This window comes from Nonomuraea salmonea (genome assembly GCF_042428605.1).
GTDB classification, from domain to species: Bacteria; Actinomycetota; Actinomycetes; order Streptosporangiales; family Streptosporangiaceae; genus Nonomuraea; species Nonomuraea salmonea.
The window spans coordinates 104658-122343 of the sequence record NZ_JBHMCF010000020.1 but is presented as its reverse complement, the minus strand read 5'-3'; the positions used below and the strand labels follow the sequence as shown (position 1 = coordinate 122343).

General features: G+C 65.1%; 12 protein-coding genes. 8 read left to right on the top strand and 4 right to left on the bottom strand.

Annotated elements, in window-relative coordinates:
• The first annotated feature begins 274 nt into the window (after positions 1–274).
• From ACFFR3_RS21280 to ACFFR3_RS21270, 3 genes are all read left to right on the top strand, one after another.
• Positions 275–8080, top strand: coding sequence for a polymorphic toxin-type HINT domain-containing protein (locus tag ACFFR3_RS21280; protein WP_379483693.1), 7806 nt, complete (start codon positions 275–277; stop codon positions 8078–8080).
• Positions 8081–8156: 76 nt separating this feature from the next.
• Entirely contained in the window at positions 8157–8939 is a 783-nt protein-coding gene (locus tag ACFFR3_RS21275; protein WP_364380580.1) for a tetratricopeptide repeat protein, read from the top strand.
• Positions 8940–9568: 629 nt separating this feature from the next.
• Positions 9569–9997 (top strand): DUF4265 domain-containing protein, encoded by a 429-nt coding sequence (locus tag ACFFR3_RS21270; RefSeq protein WP_364380583.1) that lies wholly within the window; start codon positions 9569–9571, stop codon positions 9995–9997.
• Between the two features lie 104 nt (positions 9998–10101).
• Here the strand turns inward: ACFFR3_RS21270 and ACFFR3_RS21265 are convergent, their stop codons facing one another.
• Positions 10102–10644 (bottom strand): transposase, encoded by a 543-nt coding sequence (locus ACFFR3_RS21265; RefSeq protein WP_364380586.1) that lies wholly within the window; start codon positions 10642–10644, stop codon positions 10102–10104.
• On the bottom strand, positions 10607–10873 hold the full coding sequence (locus ACFFR3_RS21260; RefSeq protein WP_446686051.1) for a helix-turn-helix domain-containing protein: 267 nt from the start codon (positions 10871–10873) through the stop codon (positions 10607–10609). The genes ACFFR3_RS21265 and ACFFR3_RS21260 overlap by 38 nt, the downstream gene beginning before the upstream one ends.
• A gap of 341 nt (positions 10874–11214) precedes the next feature.
• On the opposite strand from ACFFR3_RS21260, the gene ACFFR3_RS21255 reads away from it, so the two are divergent.
• From ACFFR3_RS21255 to ACFFR3_RS21240, 4 genes are all read left to right on the top strand, one after another.
• Positions 11215–12237, top strand: coding sequence for a polymorphic toxin-type HINT domain-containing protein (locus tag ACFFR3_RS21255; protein WP_345398571.1), 1023 nt, complete (start codon positions 11215–11217; stop codon positions 12235–12237).
• Positions 12238–13574: 1337 nt separating this feature from the next.
• The gene (locus tag ACFFR3_RS21250) at positions 13575–14054 is read left to right on the top strand and encodes an RHS repeat domain-containing protein (protein WP_364386023.1); all 480 of its coding nucleotides are present in this window, start codon (positions 13575–13577) and stop codon (positions 14052–14054) included.
• Between the two features lie 22 nt (positions 14055–14076).
• Entirely contained in the window at positions 14077–14607 is a 531-nt protein-coding gene (locus ACFFR3_RS21245) for a Hint domain-containing protein (protein WP_345398578.1), read from the top strand.
• 211 nt (positions 14608–14818) lie between these two features.
• Positions 14819–15589 (top strand): barstar family protein, encoded by a 771-nt coding sequence (locus ACFFR3_RS21240; protein WP_364386026.1) that lies wholly within the window; start codon positions 14819–14821, stop codon positions 15587–15589.
• A gap of 94 nt (positions 15590–15683) precedes the next feature.
• Here ACFFR3_RS21240 and ACFFR3_RS21235 read toward each other — a convergent pair whose 3' ends face one another.
• On the bottom strand, positions 15684–16019 hold the full coding sequence (locus ACFFR3_RS21235; protein ID WP_345398581.1) for a helix-turn-helix domain-containing protein: 336 nt from the start codon (positions 16017–16019) through the stop codon (positions 15684–15686).
• Positions 16016–16387, bottom strand: a complete 372-nt coding sequence (locus ACFFR3_RS21230) for a type II toxin-antitoxin system RelE/ParE family toxin (RefSeq protein ID WP_345398584.1) — start codon at positions 16385–16387, stop codon at positions 16016–16018. Before ACFFR3_RS21230 ends, ACFFR3_RS21235 begins: the two co-directional genes overlap by 4 nt.
• 281 nt (positions 16388–16668) lie before the next feature.
• On the opposite strand from ACFFR3_RS21230, the gene ACFFR3_RS21225 reads away from it, so the two are divergent.
• Positions 16669–17685 (top strand): polymorphic toxin-type HINT domain-containing protein, encoded by a 1017-nt coding sequence (locus ACFFR3_RS21225; protein ID WP_345398587.1) that lies wholly within the window; start codon positions 16669–16671, stop codon positions 17683–17685.
• Position 17686 lies beyond the last annotated feature (1 nt).

The following is a 17686-nucleotide window of genomic DNA, read 5'->3' as shown; positions in this document are numbered from 1 at the left end:
TTCCGTACAGAAATGACAGCAAAAGTCGATCTTGTCGGGTTGGCGGTCGGCTAGTTACGCTTTGCCCGGTTCAGTCAGGGCTCCAGAGCCGCACGAGTCAGGCACGCGCCTGCCGGTGGGGTGGAGCGACGTCCGACGCCCTGGTCAGGGGCGTCCCTCGTTGTGGTTCGGAGTGTGACGCACCGTGCGCAGATTCTTGTCGCATGCCTTCTTTTCCCGGACGGCGGCTCTCGTCCTGATCGCAGGTTTGCCGGGGCTGCTCCAGTTACCGGCGATGCCCGTCGCCGCCGAGGTGAGCGTCCAGCAGACCGGCTTCGTGACGCGGCAGGCACCATTACGCGGCGCGGAGGCCCTGCCCGAGGTGACGGGCCGGCCCGCCGGGGAAACCGCGTCGGACGACGCGCAGGACCCGTACGTGCCGGGCGCCCTGCCCCGCGACGCCGGCGGATGGCCGCGTACGGCGCTGAAAGCGGACAAGAAGCCTGAGTCGGAGCTGCCTCCCGCGATCAGGCGCGCAGAACAGCGGGACGTGGCGACCGCAGCCGACACCTTCCCCTTCATCGACACGGTGTACCCGGAGTCGGGCTCGCTGGTCGGCAGCACGACGCCGCTGCTCACCGTCCGTGCCTCGCGGCTGGGCGGGCCCACGATCCCCATGCGCTACCGGTACAGCCTCTGCGAGAAGCCGGAGAAGACGGACGACGACGAGGTCGTCTTCCCTCCCCCGCCCGACCCGCCCTGCTGGAACTCCTCCGACATGCTGGGCGCCGACACCTGGCGGGTGACCGCCGGCTGGCTGGAATGGGGCAAGCAGTACGAGTGGTGGGTCCGCGTCACGGACCCGGAGAGCCGGGCGACGGCGACGTCCGAGAAGCAGCTCATCGGCACGCAGTCGCCGCAGCCGTTCAACAGCCCGCACCTGGGCGAGCAACTCGGTGACGGCAAGGAGTTCTCGCTCGAGTCCGGCAACTACACCACCACGGTGGTCGACGCGCAGGTGCAGGTGGCGGGGCCCGACCTGGCCGTGGTGCGCACCTACAACAGCCTGGACTCGCGGACCGACGGCATGTTCGGTCCCGGCTGGTCGGCCACCTGGGACATGAACATCGTGGCCGAGCGCGCGGGCTCGACGATCACCGGGCTGCTGGTCACGTACGCCAGCGGCCGCCGGGTCCGCTTCGCGCCCAAGGGCGACGGCACCTACCAGGCTCCGCCGGGCAGGAAGGACACGCTCGCCGACGTCGAGGGCGGCGGCTGGCGGCTCATGGACACGTACGCGACGACGTACGTGTTCAACGAGAACGGCCGGCTGACCAGGATCGAGGACAACCGGGGCCGGGCGCAGACGCTGTCGTACAACGCCGACGGCACCTTCGACACGGTGAGCGGCCCCGGCGGCCGGGCGCTGCACTTCACCTGGGACGGCGGCCGGGTGGCCACCGTCTCCACCGACCCGGTGGACGGCACGGCGCAGACCTGGACCTACTCCTACACCGGCGGCAACCTCACCTCGGTGTGCTCACCGGCCGCCGCGCCGAACTGCACCACCTACGCCTATGGCGACGGCTCCCGCTACAAGGGCCTGGTGCTCGACGCCGAGCCGCTCGGGTACTGGCGGCTGGGCGACGCCCGGAACGAGCCGGCTGCGAACCTGGGCAGCGAGGGCGGCGCGGGCATCTACAACAACGTCACCGTCGGGCAGCCGGGAGCCCTGGAGGGCACCGCCGACACGGCGGCCGGGTTCACCAAGTCCACGATGATGCTGCCCTGGAACATGCTGGACAAGGCCCAGAACTCGGTGTCCATCGAGAGCTGGATCAAGACCTCGCAGAACGGCATCGTCCTGTCCGCCGGCGAGTTCGGCTACGAGTTCGGCGCGACCGAGCCCGTGGTGTACGTGGGCACCGACGGCAAGCTGCGCGGCCAGCTCGGCTACGTCGACGGCCGCTACACGCCGATCACCTCCGCCGGCGCCGTCAACGACAACCAGTGGCACCACGTGGTGCTCACCGTGGACGGGGAAAAGCAGAAGCTGTATCTGGACGGGCAGCTCGTCGGTGAGCTGACCGGCACGCGCTACGACGATTACCTCGCGGACGCCTACCTGGGCAGCGGCGACCGCGCCAGCTCCTGGCGGGACATCCCCGGCGGCCAGACCACGTCGGGCGCGTTCGCGTTCAAGGGCTCGATCGACGAGTTCGCCGTGTACGGCAAGCCGCTCACCGAGGCCGAGGTGCAGGCGCACTTCGCGGCCCGCGCCAAGGTCAGCCACAAGCTCGTCAAGACCACGCTGCCCTCCGGCCGGGTCTGGGCCAGCAACACCTACCACCCGTCGAGCGACGCGCTCCAGACGCACACCGACGGCGACGGCGGCACCTGGCGGATCGGCGACTTCGACATCGACTGGCTCGAAGGGCTCTACAAGGTCACGCTCACCGATCCGCGCGGCGAGACCCTGCAGTACGCCTACGACTCGCTGCGCAACAAGCGGCTGGCGTACACGGTCGACCAGGCCGGCGGCAAGACCACGTACGACTATGACACCGGCGGGTTCGCCGTCAAGCAGACCGACCCCAACGGCACCGTGTCGCAGCAGTGGCACGACAAGCGCGGCAACGCCATCAGGATCAAGACCTGCCGCAAGTCCGGCGACTGCCAGTACGTCTACCGCGACTACTGGTGGGACAAGGACAAGCCGCTCGACCCGCGCAACAACCTGCTGACCCACGTACGGGACGCCCGCTCGTCGAGCGAGACGGACGACCGCTACCTCACCACGATCGAGTACAACGAGTACGGCGAGCAGGTCAAGCAGACGACCCCGGCCACGTCGGACTTCCCGAACGGCCGCTCCCGCACCGTGACCTACACCGACGGCACCGAGCCGGCCGTCGGCGGCGGCACCACGCCCGCCGGTCTGGTGAAGACGGAGACCGACTACCGGGGCAAGGCGACCACCCACGCCTACACCGCGGCGGGCGACCACGCCGAGGTCCGGCTGCCCGCCGGGCTGGTGACCAGGTACACCCACGACGCGCTGGGCCGGATGACCTCGAAGACGGAGGTGACGGAGGAGCATCCGGACGGGGTGCGGACGACGTACACCTACGACGCCGTCGGCCGACTGCTGTCCACCCGGGGGCCCGGCATCAAGAACGAGGTCACGGACGTCACCCACACCTCCGAGGTGACCTACACCTACGACCCGGACGGCAACGCGCTCACCGAGACCGCCTCCGACCTCACCGGCGGCGACCCGCGGCGCGCCATCACCTACACCTACGACGACTACGGCCGCGTGGCGACGGTGACGGGCCCCGAGGGCGGCACGGTCTCCTACGGCCACGACGCCATGGGCAACCAGACGCACATGGTGGACGAGCTGGGCAACCGCTTCGAGTACACCTACACCCAGCGCGGTGAGCTGCACAGCACGACGCTCAAGGGCTACACCGGCAGCCCGGTGTCGCCGCAGCCGGCCAAGGACGTGGTGCTGGAGGAGCTGGCGTACGACCCGGGCGGGCGCCTGAGCCTGCGTACGCTGCCAGAGGGCCGCAAGACCGAGTACGTGCACTACGGCGACAACCTGCTGCACCGGGTGGTCGCCAAGGGAGCCGAGCTGAACGGCTCGACCAGCACCCGCGACGTCGTGCTGGAGGAGAACACCTACGACGCGGCCGGCAACCTCGTGCACGTGGCCGCCGGCGGCACCCCCACGCAGAGCGCGAGCCGGATCGAGGAGATCAGCTACACGGTCGACGCGGCCGGGCGGGTGACGTCCGAGACCTTCGACCCGGCGGACCTGGCTCGCAAGACCGCCTACGTCTACGACGCCAACGGCAACGTCACGAAGATGACCAGGACCGGCGCGGGAACCAGCCGCGCCGAGTCGGTCGAGTTCGCCTACAACGACGACGACGTGCTCGTCCGGCGTACCGTCGAGAACGGCGACGAGGACGTCACCACGCGCTGGAAGGTCGACGAGCGCGGCCTCATCGTCGAGTCGGTCGACCCGCGCGGCAACGCCTCGGGCGCCGACGAGGCCGGCTTCACCACCCACTACCGCCACGACGCGGCGGGCCGGCTCGTCGAGGTCAAGGCGCCCGAGGTCGCGGTGGAGGAGTACGGCGCCGAGCCCAGGCGGGCGCGGCCGAGCATGAAGTTCGGCTACGACAGCGGCGGGCGGCGTACGCACGAGGTGGACGAGGCCGGCGCGGTCACCACCTCCGCCTACGACCGGCTGGGGCGCCTGGCGTCGATCACCGGGTTCCCGTACCAGCAGCCGGGCGGCCCGGCGCTGACGCCGAAGGAGACCTTCGCCTACAACCCGGCCGGCCAGGTGACGCGCTACACCGACCCGCGCGGCTCGACCTGGGTGACCGAGTACGACGCGCTCGGCAACCGGGTGCGTGTGACGGAGCCCTCCGTCGAAGGCCGGGCCGCCGGGCAGTGGGTGTACGAGTACGACCTCGCCGGAGAGCTGCGCGCCGCCGTCGACCCGACCGGGGCACGCGTCGAGAGCGACTACGACGACCTCGGCCGGATGTGGCGGACGACGGTCCTGGAGCGCAAGCCCGCGGCCGAGGCGTTCACCACGCAGCTGACCTACAACGACGTCGGCGCCCGTACCAAGGAGGTCGGCCCGCTCAACCGGACCACCTCGTGGCAGGTGAACGCGGCCGGCGAGATCACCAAGGAGACCGACCCGGCGGGCAACGCCACCTCCTACGCCTACGACCCCTCCGGGCGGGCCACCAAGGTCACCGACGCGCTGGGCAACTCCGCGATCAGCGAGTACGACCTGGCGGGCCGGCTCACCGCGCTGAAGGAGGCCGACAGCACCGGCAAGGTCCTGCGGACGACGAGCTACGGCTATGACGCGGCGGGCAACGAGATCTCGGAGACCACGCCGGAAGGCCACACGGTCCGGAGCACGTACGACGCCACGGACCTGCTGACGAAGCTGGTCGAGCCGGTCTCGGCCGACAAGTCGATCACCACCACGTACGGCTACGACATCGCCGGCTCGCCGACCAGGGCCACCGATGGTCGCGGCAACGCGTTCTGGACGACGTACAACAGCCTCGGCCTGGCCGAGCGCACGATCGAGCCGGCCACCACCGCGCACCCGGAAGAGGCGAACCGGACGTGGACCTACGTCTACGACGCCGGCGGCAACATGATCTCGGCGCGGTACCCCGGCGGGGTGCGCGTCGACCACGCCTACGACGCGCTCGGCCGCCTCACCGAGCAGAGCGGCACGGGCGCGGAGGTGGACACGCCGCGGTGGACGTTCGACTACGACGCGGCCGGCCGCAACACCGTCGTCGGTGACTACACCCTCGACTACAACGACCGGGGGCTGCTCACCAGGGTCGCCAAGGGCGGCACGCAGACGGCGGCCTTCACCTACGACGCCTACGGCAACGCGACCAAGAAGCAGGACGTCAACGGCGCCACGACGTACGGTTACGACGCCGCCGACCGGCTGAAGACCTTCAGCGACGCGGTCAGCGGCCGGTCATTGACCTACGACTACGACGCCGCCGACCGCCTCAGGACGCTCACCTCCGCCAGCCCCGGAGGGAAGCAGGAGTTCGGCTACGACGACCTCGACCGCATCACCAGTCACACCCTGCGCAACGCCGCCGGCAGCCAGCTGGCGAAGATCACCTACGGCTGGGACAAGAACGACAACCTGCTCTCCAAGGTCACCGCGGGCACGGCCGGTGCGGGCACCAACACCTACGCCTACGACCAGGCCGACCGCATGACCTCCTGGACGGCCCCCGACGGCACGACGACCACCTACGAGTGGGACGACTCCGGCAACCGGGTCAAGGTCGGGGACACGCCCTTCGTCTACGACGAGCGCAACCGGCTGCTGTCGGGCGGCGGGACGGAGTACACGTACACGCCGCGCGGCACCCTCGCCACCGAGACCACGAACGGGGTCACCAAGCAGCTCACGTTCGACGCCTTCGACAACCTGGTCTCCGACGGGGACGCCACCTACACCTACGACGGCCTCGGCCGCCTCGCCTCTCGTACCCAGGGCGGGCAGGAGGAGCGCTTCGTCTACACCGGCATCGAGAACGATATCGCCGCCGTCACCGACCCGGCCGGCACGGTCAAGGCCCGCTTCGGCCGCGACCCCGACGGCAGGCTGGTGAGCCTGGCGGAGAACGGCGTCCAGCTGGGCGTGCTCAGCGACCAGCACGACGATGTCGTGGCCACTTTCACCGGTGACGCGGTGGTGGATTCGAGCGCGTACAACCCGTTCGGTGAGGTCATCGCGAGCAACGGCACCAAGCGGCGGCTGGGCTACCAGGGCGCTTACACCGACCCGAACACCGGCAAGGTCAACATGGCCTCCCGCTGGTACGTCCCGGGGACGGGTGGCTTCGCCTCGCGCGACGACTTCTCGATCGATCCGTATCCGTCGATCAACCTCAACCGCTACACCTACGCCGGCGGTAACCCGCTCGCCTACACCGACCCGTCGGGCAACTGCCCGTTCTGCATCCCGATTCTGTTCGCGGTGGTGCGGGTGGCGGCCCAGGTGGCGATCAAGCAGTTCGCCAAGGCCGCGGTGAAGCAGGTGGTCAAGCAGGGCGTCAAGCAGGCGGTCAAGAAGACCGCCCAGACGGGCGGCAGGAAGGTCACGCAGCAGGCCGCGAAGAAGGGCACCCAGCAGGCCGGGAAGAAGACCGCGCAGCAGGCGGGTAAGAAGGCCGGCCAGAAGACGGCCAAGAAGGGCGGGAAGCCGAAGAAGGCCACGAAGAAGAAGTCGACGACCAGGAAGCAGACGGCCAGGGCGGGGGCGAAGAAGCCGACCAGGCCGGTCGCGAAGTCGCCGAAGGTCAAGACGCCCAAGGTCAAGAAGCCGCAGACCAAGACCCCCAAGGTCAAGAAGCCGAAGGCGAAGACCAAGAAGAAGACGACGAAGACGACCAAGAAGACCACGAAGAAGACGGCTTCTAAGCCGAAGACGAAGACTTCGACGAAGAAGAAGAACGAGACCGCCAACGAGGCCACCGAGATGGTCTTGGAGGAGGCGGAGGTCGCCGACGTCGCCACCGGGGGCGTCGAGTATGACGGCGTCGACTATGACGGTGACCTGCTGTGCCGCAGCGTGATCTCTTGCGCCAAGGACGTGGTGGAGGAGCTGGGGGAGAACGCCGCCGAGGACATCGCCGACAAGGTGATCGAAGAGGTCATCGACGCCACGATCCCGGACGTCCCGCTGGACCCGCCTGGTACAACCTGCGCTCTGCCGAACAGCTTCGTTCCCGGCACCCCGGTGCTGATGGCCGACGGCTCGACCAAGCCGATCGAGAAGGTGGAGACCGGCGACGAGGTAGTGGCCACCGACCCGGCGACCGGCCGCACGGAAGCCCGCCCGGTCCTAACGCTGATCAGCAGCAAGGGCGTCAAGAAGCTGGTCGACATCACCGTCACGGTGGACGGCGCGAAGGACGTCATCACAGCGACGGACAACCACCCGTTCTGGGTCCCGAAGCGTAAGGCCTGGCTGACCGCCGGCGCTCTGCAGTCCGGCATGTGGCTGCAAACCTCAGCCGGCACGTACGTCCAGATCACCGCAATCGCCCACCGCACCGCCACCCAACGCGTCCACAACCTAACCGTCGAGGACCTCCACACCTACCACGTGGTGGCCGGCAGTCAAGCGATCCTCGTTCACAACGATAGGATCAAGTGGCCGTACTACGACCCGAAGAAGACGGCAGCGTACGTAGACGGTATCTTCACTCTCAGCGGTTATGCGGACACTGTCCCGGACGGATTTGAACGCCCCAGTCTCGAAGATGTCCTTAAAGTGCAGGACTCGATTGGTAAGGGCCGCGTTCCCGACTTTCGCGACAATAAAGCAGGAGCAGGCGCTTACTACCTGTCCCATGCAGAGAAGCAGGCAGCGACCCTCCGGCCGGGCGAGGAGGTAACGGTAACGAGGCCGATGTGTGATGACTGCTTCGATTTCTTCACGGATATGGCTCGTCATACCGGGCAATGTTTAGCCGTAAATGATCCCAGCGGACGTTATCAGTTCAAACCGTAAACTACGGTTGTTGCCGACCCCGGTTTCCAGTACCATGGGTGATCTTTGTGGGCCAGGGTAGGCGAGGTTTGAGACGATGGCGAATCGATCCGGTAGTGATCTCTTCGAGTTGGCGGAGCAACTGCACGAGGCACTCGTGCGGGGGGATGCCGCAGCCGGCAAGCAACTGATGCGCATGCTTCCGCAGCTTGAGGAGATTGCTTCCGAGGGGCGAGCGGATGTCCAAGCTTTGGTTGCCGGGCTCTACCTGGAACGCCTTAGGGAGCCGGAGAAGGCGTACCGCCTATTCGTCGCCTCGGCCAAGGCTGGCCACCCGGCTGGCCAACGTGGGCTGGGCTCAATGCTCGCCAATGGTATAGGTGTAGAGCGGGATCTCGATGCGGCTCGCGAGCTGTTCGAGTCAGCGGCCCTCTCGGGCGACCTGTTCGCTCTCTTCAATCTGGCGATGATGTACCTACAGGGAGCTGGCGTCGAACAGGACGAAGTCAAGGGGCAGGAATTTTTGCGCCGGGCCGCCGACGAAGGACTGCCGGCCGCCAACGCTGTTCTGGGCGACCAGTTCGCGGCGCAGCAGGACTTCGCGCAGGCCCGCGTCCATTATGGCGTGGCAGCGTCAGGTGGCGTTTCAAGGGTCATCTACACGCTGGCGGAGTGGTATCGAGACGGAGTGGGTGGGCCGGTGGACAAGGTGCAGGCCGTGCGCTGGTTCCTCAAATTGCTCGACTTTGGCGATGGGGACGGCGTTCATGGGGCGATATCGCTGGCTCGCTCGATGTCCGATCAGGAGATCAGGATGGCGGCCCAGCTTGTTGACAGAAGCGCCGAGGCGGAAGCACTCATTCGCGTGGCGAGGAAATAGCCCTAGCAGCGACGGTTATCTTACGATCCTGTGAGTGCTTTTCATCCCGCCTCGCGGCGCTGAAGGACGAGGATCGCTTTGACGAGCTGACCTGCGAGGAGTGGGCAGCAGCGGAGTTTGCGCGGGGTACGCCAGGTTCAGCTGTGCTTTGGCCCGTTCTCTCGGTCCGCGGAGTGCCGTCCTCGTTCACAACACCAGTCCGTGTCGATTTGAAGTGGACTCGCGAGCGTAACCACAGATCTGGATGCTGAAATGACGCGGGCGGGTAAGCCATTTACGCCCGCCGGCAAGCGTAAGGTCGTCGAGAAATCCCGGAATAACAATGATGGGGTAACTGTCTGTGATGACTGCGGTGTTGAGGCAATTCCTGCGCAGCCTTCGCGTGTAGGCGTTTCTCCTGATCCTCGCGAAACGCGAATCGATCACATTTGGCCCGAGTCGCTAGACGGTCCAGGATCTCCCTGGAATGGTCGGGTAACATGTGTGCCCTGCAACGCTCGCTGGAGTAACACCCCCAAGGGGTCGCTGTAGTTTCGGATGCCAGGCTCGTGGAAAGCGTTACTGTCTCTACTGAGCGGCAATAGAAGTGCGAGGGTAGCATGTCCGCTTCAAGTGTTAGTCCTGTTCGTGTGGTTTTTCCACTCGAACAGGACCCGGACGGCTACCCTCCCTATACGGAAGAGGGAATCTGGGTCAGGCCGCTCGCTGACGGCGTGGGAGAAGTTCTCAGCGTCCCTTTCTTTGTGGTTGGAATCAGCAAGGGGGATTTCGTCTCCTATCGCGCATCTGCCGGTGAGGGGCGGTTCTCCGAACTGCTGTCTGCGAGGGGTCATTCAACTCTCCGACTTATCTTCTTCCGGGAAGATGCCGAGGTCCGAGTTAGGCGAGAACTCGAGCAGCTTGGCTGTGAGACCGAGGCCGGTCCAATCCAGTCTCTGCTTGCTGTCGATGTGCCGCCGGAGGTTGATTACAGGGTTGTTCATGGTCTCATCGACCGTGAGTCCGCAAAAGCTATCCTGGACTATGAAGAGGCGTGCGTCTCACGCAAACACAGATGAACCTCGTCGCCCAAATCAGTGACCTCTTTTCACCCTCAGGGCGTCTGCGCAGTGCAGTACAGAGGATGAAAGTCTGGGGTTTCATGTCGACCTCGGGTTCGTGATCAGGCCGGTGTGTGCCGGGAAGGCGTCCAGGAGGTCGGGTCGGTACTGCATCCGTTTGGGCCGGCTGGGATGATGTTGGCGAGGTCATCGAGGGTGGAGGGGGCCAGGTTGCTCAGGGAACGTTTGAGGTGTGACCACACCGACTCCATCGGGTTGAGTTCGGGCGCGTAGGCCGGCAGGCGGAACACCGTCAGCCACGGGCGTGCCTCGATCAGACGGCGCATCAGAGCGTCGATGTGGATGTTGACGTTGTCCCAGATCAGCACGATCGGGCGCGGAGTTGTTGGTGAGCGGCGTCGAGTAAGGGGGCGTAGTCGTTCTCGCCGAACCCTTTGCGTTCGTGTTTGCGTCGCCGGTAGATCATGATGGGGTAGAGCAGCCGGGTTCGTTGTCCCGGTTTGACGCAGAGCAGTCTGGCCAGGTTGATGCGGCCGGAGCTCTTGCCCGAGACGGTGACGACGGGGGGGTGTCCACGGCGGGACCAGGTACGGGCCTTGGGCGGCCTCAGCGATGGGCCTGCTTCGTCGGCGAAGCAGCTCCACGCGTCCTGATCCCGCGCCGTTGTCCCGCCAGCGGCCAGGTGTCCTTCATCCAGGTTGCAATCGCTTCTTCGTCGCGTTCGGCCGCCTTGCGCTGGGGCGCCTGCGGGCTCCAGCCCAGCCGGTGCAGCAGATAGGAGACCCCGCGCGGGGTGTAGGTGACGTGGAACAACCGGCCGATCAGCGCAGTGACCCGAGCCAGGGTCCAGCGCTGATCCTCGGTCCACCCCAGATGGCAGGACCGGCGTCCAGCGCCGCCTCCAGCCGCTGCACCTGCGCCTCGCTCAGCCTGCAGCGCGGCCCACCCGGCCCTTTCGACTTCAGCGCCTCAACTCCCGCGGTACGCCGCACCCGGTGAGTCGTGCTGACCTGGAAAGGAGCTGGGCCGGTTAGGGCGGCGCCCCTTTGGGGATCCGCGCCACCTGCTGGGCTTGCTGGTCGTTCCTCCTGTAGCGGATGGTCATGTTAACGCGCGGCGGTTGAAGAGCTGATCAGGGCAGCCGTGGAGATCGCCATCTCCGCCGACTTCCGTCCCCGACGAAGAAGAACGAGACCGCCAACGAGGCCACCGAGATGGTCTTGGAGGAGGCGGAGATCTACGACTTCGCCAGCGACGGCGTCGAGTATGACGGCGTCGACTACGACGGTGACCTGCTGTGCCGCAGCATGATCTCTTGCGCCAAGGATGTGGTGGAGGAGCTGGGGGAGAACGCCGCCGAGGACATCGCCGACAGGGTGATCGAAGAGGTCATCGACGCCACGATCCCGGACGTCCCCGTGGATGCGCCCGGCACGACCTGCGCTTTGCCGAACAGCTTCGTTCCCGGCACCCCGGTGCTGATGGCCGACGGCTCGACCAAGCCGATCGAGAAGGTGGAGGCCGGCGACGAGGTAGTGGCCACCGACCCGGCGACGGGCCGCACAGAGTCTCGCCCGGTCCTGGCGTTGATCAGCAGCAAGGGCGTCAAGAAGCTGGTCGACATCACCGTCACGGTGGACGGCGCGAAGGACGTCATCACAGCGACGGACAATCACCCGTTCTGGGTCCCGAAGCGTAAGGCCTGGCTGACCGCCGGCGCTCTGCAGCCGGGCATGTGGCTGCAGACCTCAGCCGGCACGTACGTCCAGATCACCGCAGTCGCCCACCGCACCGCCACCCAACGCGTCCACAACCTGACCGTCGAGGACTTCCACACCTATCATGTGGTGGCGGGTACGACTCCGGTCCTCGTACATAATTCCAACGGAACGTGCCCGACAAATCTTCAGCCTGGGAATAGTAAAGCTGCTGCGCGTGGGACTCGTGTCCATAACGGGCCTGAGTGGGGAGAGCATTTGGACTCCCTCGGGTATAAGCCTGGCAATCAGATATCGCCAAATAGCATCCCGGACGGCTTCACTCCCGATGACTTTCCCGTCGAGCTCAAGCCGAATACTAAGAGCGGCATCAAGGCCGGAACTCGCCAGCTGCGACGCTACATGAATGAGATGGGTGTTGATTACGGCGAGCTATGGGCATATCGGGACACGCCGGATGGGGTAGTGTTCGACCTCGTGAGGGTGCCCAACGGGTCCCGCAGATGGATGAAGTGGTGATGTTGGAGTGGCTAAGCCGCTGACTGCGCCAGCCGTGTTGCGCGTGGCCATGGAGCTTGGGGCTATCTCATCAGAGGCTGAAGTGTCACGAAAGGGAGAGGTGCGCTGGGAGTCCCGAGAGTTGGCGTACCTAGGGTGGATATCCAAAGGGGCTGGGGGGACGCTCGCCTGGTACCTGAACGTGGGTGACGCCAAGTTCGGGCCGGCCCTAGAGAAGTACGGACGCATGTCCGTTCCGATTCGCAGCTCCAGTAACAAAATACCATGGCCACAGGCCGTCGACGAACCGTTGGAGGACTTTCTCCAGAAAGGGCTGGGGCAAGCGACTTGTTTCGTAGTCGATCGCACTGACCTAGGTGTGCTGCTTTCTTCCGCAGAAGACGTGCAGCGAGGTGAGCTCTACGCCTGGCTTCCTGTAGCCAACTATCCAGCTCGTCTCGTGCAAGCCCTGGTGTTGGCGCGGGACATCGGTTTGCCTGATCTGGAGTCTCGGATCCGAGCAGAGCTGGAACGAGGGCCGATACAACTGACGAGCGGAAGAACCATGGATGTTCTCGCGTCAGCCAGGGAATGGGCGGGTCGATATTCGAGGGTACTCGGATACGACATCGAGATTTAACATGGATCTCATTCAGAGGCTGGTGAAGCCGTCGGGAGTATTGTCGTGAGCGTATCCCGAATGCGATCCTGAAGTTGGAGGACTGCATACTTGTTCCGGCGGCTGCTGGAAATGGTGACCTCGCCGGCGAAAGCCTTCAAGTAGCAACGAGGGTCGCCGCTGGCTGGTCGAAGGCGGAAGTGGGGGTGGGACAGAACGGAAGATTGGCTGGAGTGGCTGGCCCGCAGGATCCTGGATGTAGCAGGTTCGGCGGCCACTGTGGAGGAGCAGGTCCTCAAGCACGAGTTGTCGAACGTTCGCACCGTTATGTGGACACGCCGGGCTGACGGCAGTAGAGCGCACACCCTCGGTCATCCCGGTCCTTCTGGAGACCCTCGAAGACAGGGGGAGAAGTGGGGCTGAGGGTGCGTGTTGCGGACGGGGAGTTGTTGACTTATTCGGGGTCCAACCGCTTCTGGTGTCTTCTCGATGCTCGGGTGCATCTTGAGAAGGAAGGGCTTTTCCTCTGCTGCCTGGGGGCCCGTCCGGATGTCTTCCCCTCTGGTATGTAGCAGCAGATGGAGTTAGGTCGCGTGGCGACGGTCCTCAGCAGGTTCGGCGGAGAGGGGGAGGTCGTTGACGTCTTCGGGCCGGCTGAAGCGTCGCAGGTGGCTTCCGTGGAGGAGCAGCGTGTTGCCATTCATCGGTTCTTCGGATCGCCTGTGACCGGCGGACGGGATTGGAGTTCCGTGCCGACCGGCTGAAGACCCTCAGCGACGCGGTCAGCTGCCGGTCACTGACCTACGACTACGACGCCGCCGACCGCCTCAGGACGCTCACCTCCGCCAGCCCCGGAGGTAAGCAGGAGTTCGGCTACGACGACCTCGACCGCATCACCAGCCACACCCTGCGCAACGCCGCCGGCAGCCAGCTGGCGAAGATCACCTACGGCTGGGACAAGAACGACAACCTGCTCTCCAAGGTCACCGCGGGCACGGCCGGTGCGGGCACCAACACCTACGCCTACGACCAGGCCGACCGGATGACCTCCTGGACGGCCCCCGACGGCACCACGACCACCTACGAGTGGGACGACTCGGGCAACCGGGTCAAGGTCGGGGACACGCCCTTCGTCTACGACGAGCGCAACCGGCTGCTGTCGGGCGGCGCGACGGAGTACAGCCACCGGAGGCGTCGATTACGACGGCGTCGACTATGACGGTGACCTGCTGTGCCGCAGCATGATCTCCTGCGCCAAGGATGTGGTGGAGGAGCTGGGGGAGAACGCCGCCGAGGACATCGCCGACAGGCTGATCGAAGAGGTCATCGACGCCACGATCCCGGACGTCCCGCTGGACCCGCCTGGTACGACCTGCGCTTTGCCGAACAGCTTCGTCCCCGGCACCCCGGTGCTGATGGCCGACGGCTCGACCAAGCCGATCGAGAAGGTGGAGACCGGCGACGAGGTAGTGGCCACCGACCCGGCGACGGGCCGCACGGAAGCCCGCCCGGTCCTGGCGTTGATCAGTAGCAAGGGCGTCAAGAAGCTGGTCGACATCACCGTCACGGTGGACGGCGCGAAGGACGTCATCACAGCGACGGACAACCACCCGTTCTGGGTCCCGAAGCGTAAGGCCTGGCTGACCGCCGGCGCCCTGCAGCCCGGCATGTGGCTGCAGACCTCAGCCGGCACGTACGTCCAGATCACCGCAGTCGAACACCGCACCGCCACCCAACGCGTCCACAACCTGACAGTCGAGGAAGTGGGGTAGGGACGATGCGCATAACTTCCCTGGATCTCCAGAGTGGGAGGTCCCGAGTAAGAGGAATACGAGGAATCCGGATCTCTATCGGATCCTCGGCCCTAATCGATGGGGAGATTATGGATACACCAACACCCACTATCGTAGGATAAAGGACTTCCCCAAGGAGTGTGGGAGTTAACGGCCCCAGCTGATTGATTCGTGGAGGGAGTAAGTGGCGGTGGACGTCAAGTATGCACTTCGTGAGTTCGGCACTTCGACGTGCATACTTGCCTTGGTCGACATGGAAAACTTCTTCATCGGCGACCGCTCATTCTACGAAGATTTCGAACGCCCAGACGATACGCCTCAGTACGTGCTCTCTGTTCCTTTCATTCGGGCTGAAATGCCTCTCGAACGGAAGTGGAGTGTGGATGATCCATTGATTGTCCCCGGTGACGTGGAACTTGTGATTCTGGATACGTCTCACAACGCCATCGGCCACTACGATCTGAATGACGTGGAGATCTCCCTTGCATCCGATGGGTCCGCTGGACGGTTTCGAGCGACCACAAGTTTGCCTCCGCATGCTTGGGCCAAGCCTGTGTGGGAATCATGGCGCATCGCTCCACCAGCGACGATCAATAAGTGGTGGGACATCCCCGTTGGGCAGCGCGAGGGCTGGGTAGAGGTTGCTTCACACAGCAGAATATCCACCCGCTCCATCGGTGAAGAAATTGTGCTGGATGGTCGAGGGATAGTAGACCTCGCGAGTTTTTTCTGCGCGATAGGCGAGGCCGCGCACGGGCCAGGAGGATATCTCGAATCCAACTTCATGGCATTTTTCGATTGTCTGCGACGCTTGCCCGCAAAGCGTATACGTTGGCGGGACTACGCCGTAGCCGAAGAGCATCTTTCAAAAGTCCTCGATGGTGGTGCAGGTCCGGTCCGATGCATCGACCTGATTCTGGGTGATTTTGCTGCAGCGGGAATGCCCGTGACATTCGAGTAGGCAAGGCCTACTCCTCGATTCGTTTTTCCTTCTGGCTGCCAGGCAGAGGAAGTACCCCCGAGTTGCATGATCGGGCCGTGCAGTGGTGTTCGAGTTATGCGGCGTGGGTGTCGGTGCCGCGCAGGATGTACAGGTCATCGCCGAACACGGCCGAGATCTGGAGTTGCCCGCCGAGGGCCTGTACGTAGCGGGCGATGGCCTCCACGGTGGACACCTCACCGCGTTCAATCTGGGAGACCCGGCTCTTGGTCACTCCCATCAGGTCAGCGACCTCTGTCTGTGACAGGCCCAGGCTCTTGCGCCGTTCGGCCAGCCGGTGGCCGTCGATGTAGGCCTGATTGCGCCGCCGGGCCTCGGCCACGGCCTCCTCGCCGCCGGAGGTGGCCACGATGTCGGCGCGGACGTCGTTCCACTTGGGAAAGTTCGTCATCGGTTCTTCTCCTCCGTTTCGCGTTCGGCCAGGTATTTCGCGTACAGCTCTTCGGCACGGGGGATGGCCCGCCGATACCAGCCCGTCCAGTCACCGGACTTATCCCCGCCGATCAGCAAAATGGCCGATCGCCACGGATCGAACACAAACAAGATCCGGATCTCGGAGCGACCTGCCGAGCCGGGACGCAGCTCCTTCAGGTTGTGGACCTGAGAGCCTTCCAACTTGTCGACCAGCGGGCGGCCCAGGCTCGGACCGGCCTCGGCCAGTCGGTCGATGGCATCGACGACCTGCACCCGGGATCGCTCGTCCAGGGCGTTGATCCAGGCCAGGATCTCGTTGGTGACGCGGATGTCCCACTCCTCCACACCCAGAAGTGTAGCGAATCCTTTACTTGGAGGAGCAGTGTCACGACGCTGAATCGCTGACGACCACATACGTCCTGAGGGCTACGTTGACGGCAACAGCCTTCGGCCGTGCTCAGCGACCAGCACGACGATGTCGTGGCCACTTTCACCGGGGACGCGCTGGTGGATTCGAGCGCGTACAACCCGTTCGGTGAGGTCATCGCGAGCAACGGTACCAAGCGGCGGCTGGGCTACCAGGGCGCCTACACCGACAGAACGAGACCGCCAACGAGGCCACCGAGATGGTCTTGGAGGAGGCGGAGGTCGCCGACATCGCCACGGCGGGCGTCGATTACGACGGCCTCGACTACGACGGTGACCTGCTGTGCCGCAGCATGATCTCCTGCGCCAAGGACGTGGTGGAGGAGCTCGGGGAGAACGCCGCCGAGGACATCGCCGACAAGGTGATCGAAGAGGTCATCGACGCCACGATCCCGGACGTCCCCGTGGATGCGCCCGGCACGACCTGCGCTTTGCCGAACAGCTTCGTCCCCGGCACCCCGGTGCTGATGGCCGACGGCTCGACCAAGCCGATCGAGAAGGTGGAGGCCGGCGACGAGGTAGTGGCCACCGACCCGGCGACGGGCCGCACAGAGTCTCGCCCGGTCGTGGCCCTGATCAGTAGCAAGGGCGTCAAGAAGCTGGTCGACATCACCGTCACGGTGGACGGCGCGAAGGACGTCATCACAGCGACGGACAACCACCCGTTCTGGGTCCCGAAACGCAAGGCCTGGCTGACCGCCGGCGCTCTGCAGCCCGGCATGTGGCTGCAAACCTCAGCCGGCACGTACGTCCAGATCACCGCGATCGAGCACAGGACCGCCACCCAACGCGTCCACAACCTGACCGTCGAGGACTTCCACACCTACCATGTGGTAGCAGGCGACCAGGACGTCCTCGTCCACAACTCCACCCCGCCCGATCCGAACGTTGGAACCTATTCGGAGCTGGCGCCATCAGGTGTAGGTAAGGAGCGACACCATATCCTGCCACACTCAACCAGGCCAGCCGGCAGCAGTTACGGTAAGGGTCCGACGATTCGAATGGACCGGCCGGACCATCGGGCTTTGTACTCCACCGGCTCCTCATTGGAGTCTAAGGCCTGGCGGCAATGGCAGACAGAACTCATCAATGCCGGTAAACATGCCGAAGCGATGGAAATGGAGTATCGCGATATACTACAACGCTTCCCGGGAAAGTACGATCACGAAATCAACGTGCATCGTACAAATTACGCCGGGGGCTCCACGTGTCCGTAGG

What these genes read in the sequence shown, in the direction of transcription:
- ACFFR3_RS21280 (WP_379483693.1), top strand. Translation starts at nt 275, where the DNA reads ATGCCCGTCGCCGCCGAGGTGAGCGTCCAGCAGACCGGCTTCGTGACG.
- ACFFR3_RS21275 (WP_364380580.1), top strand. Translation starts at nt 8,157, where the DNA reads ATGGCGAATCGATCCGGTAGTGATCTCTTCGAGTTGGCGGAGCAACTG.
- ACFFR3_RS21255 (WP_345398571.1), top strand. Translation starts at nt 11,215, where the DNA reads ATGGTCTTGGAGGAGGCGGAGATCTACGACTTCGCCAGCGACGGCGTC.
- ACFFR3_RS21245 (WP_345398578.1), top strand. Translation starts at nt 14,077, where the DNA reads ATGATCTCCTGCGCCAAGGATGTGGTGGAGGAGCTGGGGGAGAACGCC.
- ACFFR3_RS21235 (WP_345398581.1), bottom strand. Translation starts at nt 16,019, where the DNA reads ATGACGAACTTTCCCAAGTGGAACGACGTCCGCGCCGACATCGTGGCC.
- ACFFR3_RS21225 (WP_345398587.1), top strand. Translation starts at nt 16,669, where the DNA reads ATGGTCTTGGAGGAGGCGGAGGTCGCCGACATCGCCACGGCGGGCGTC.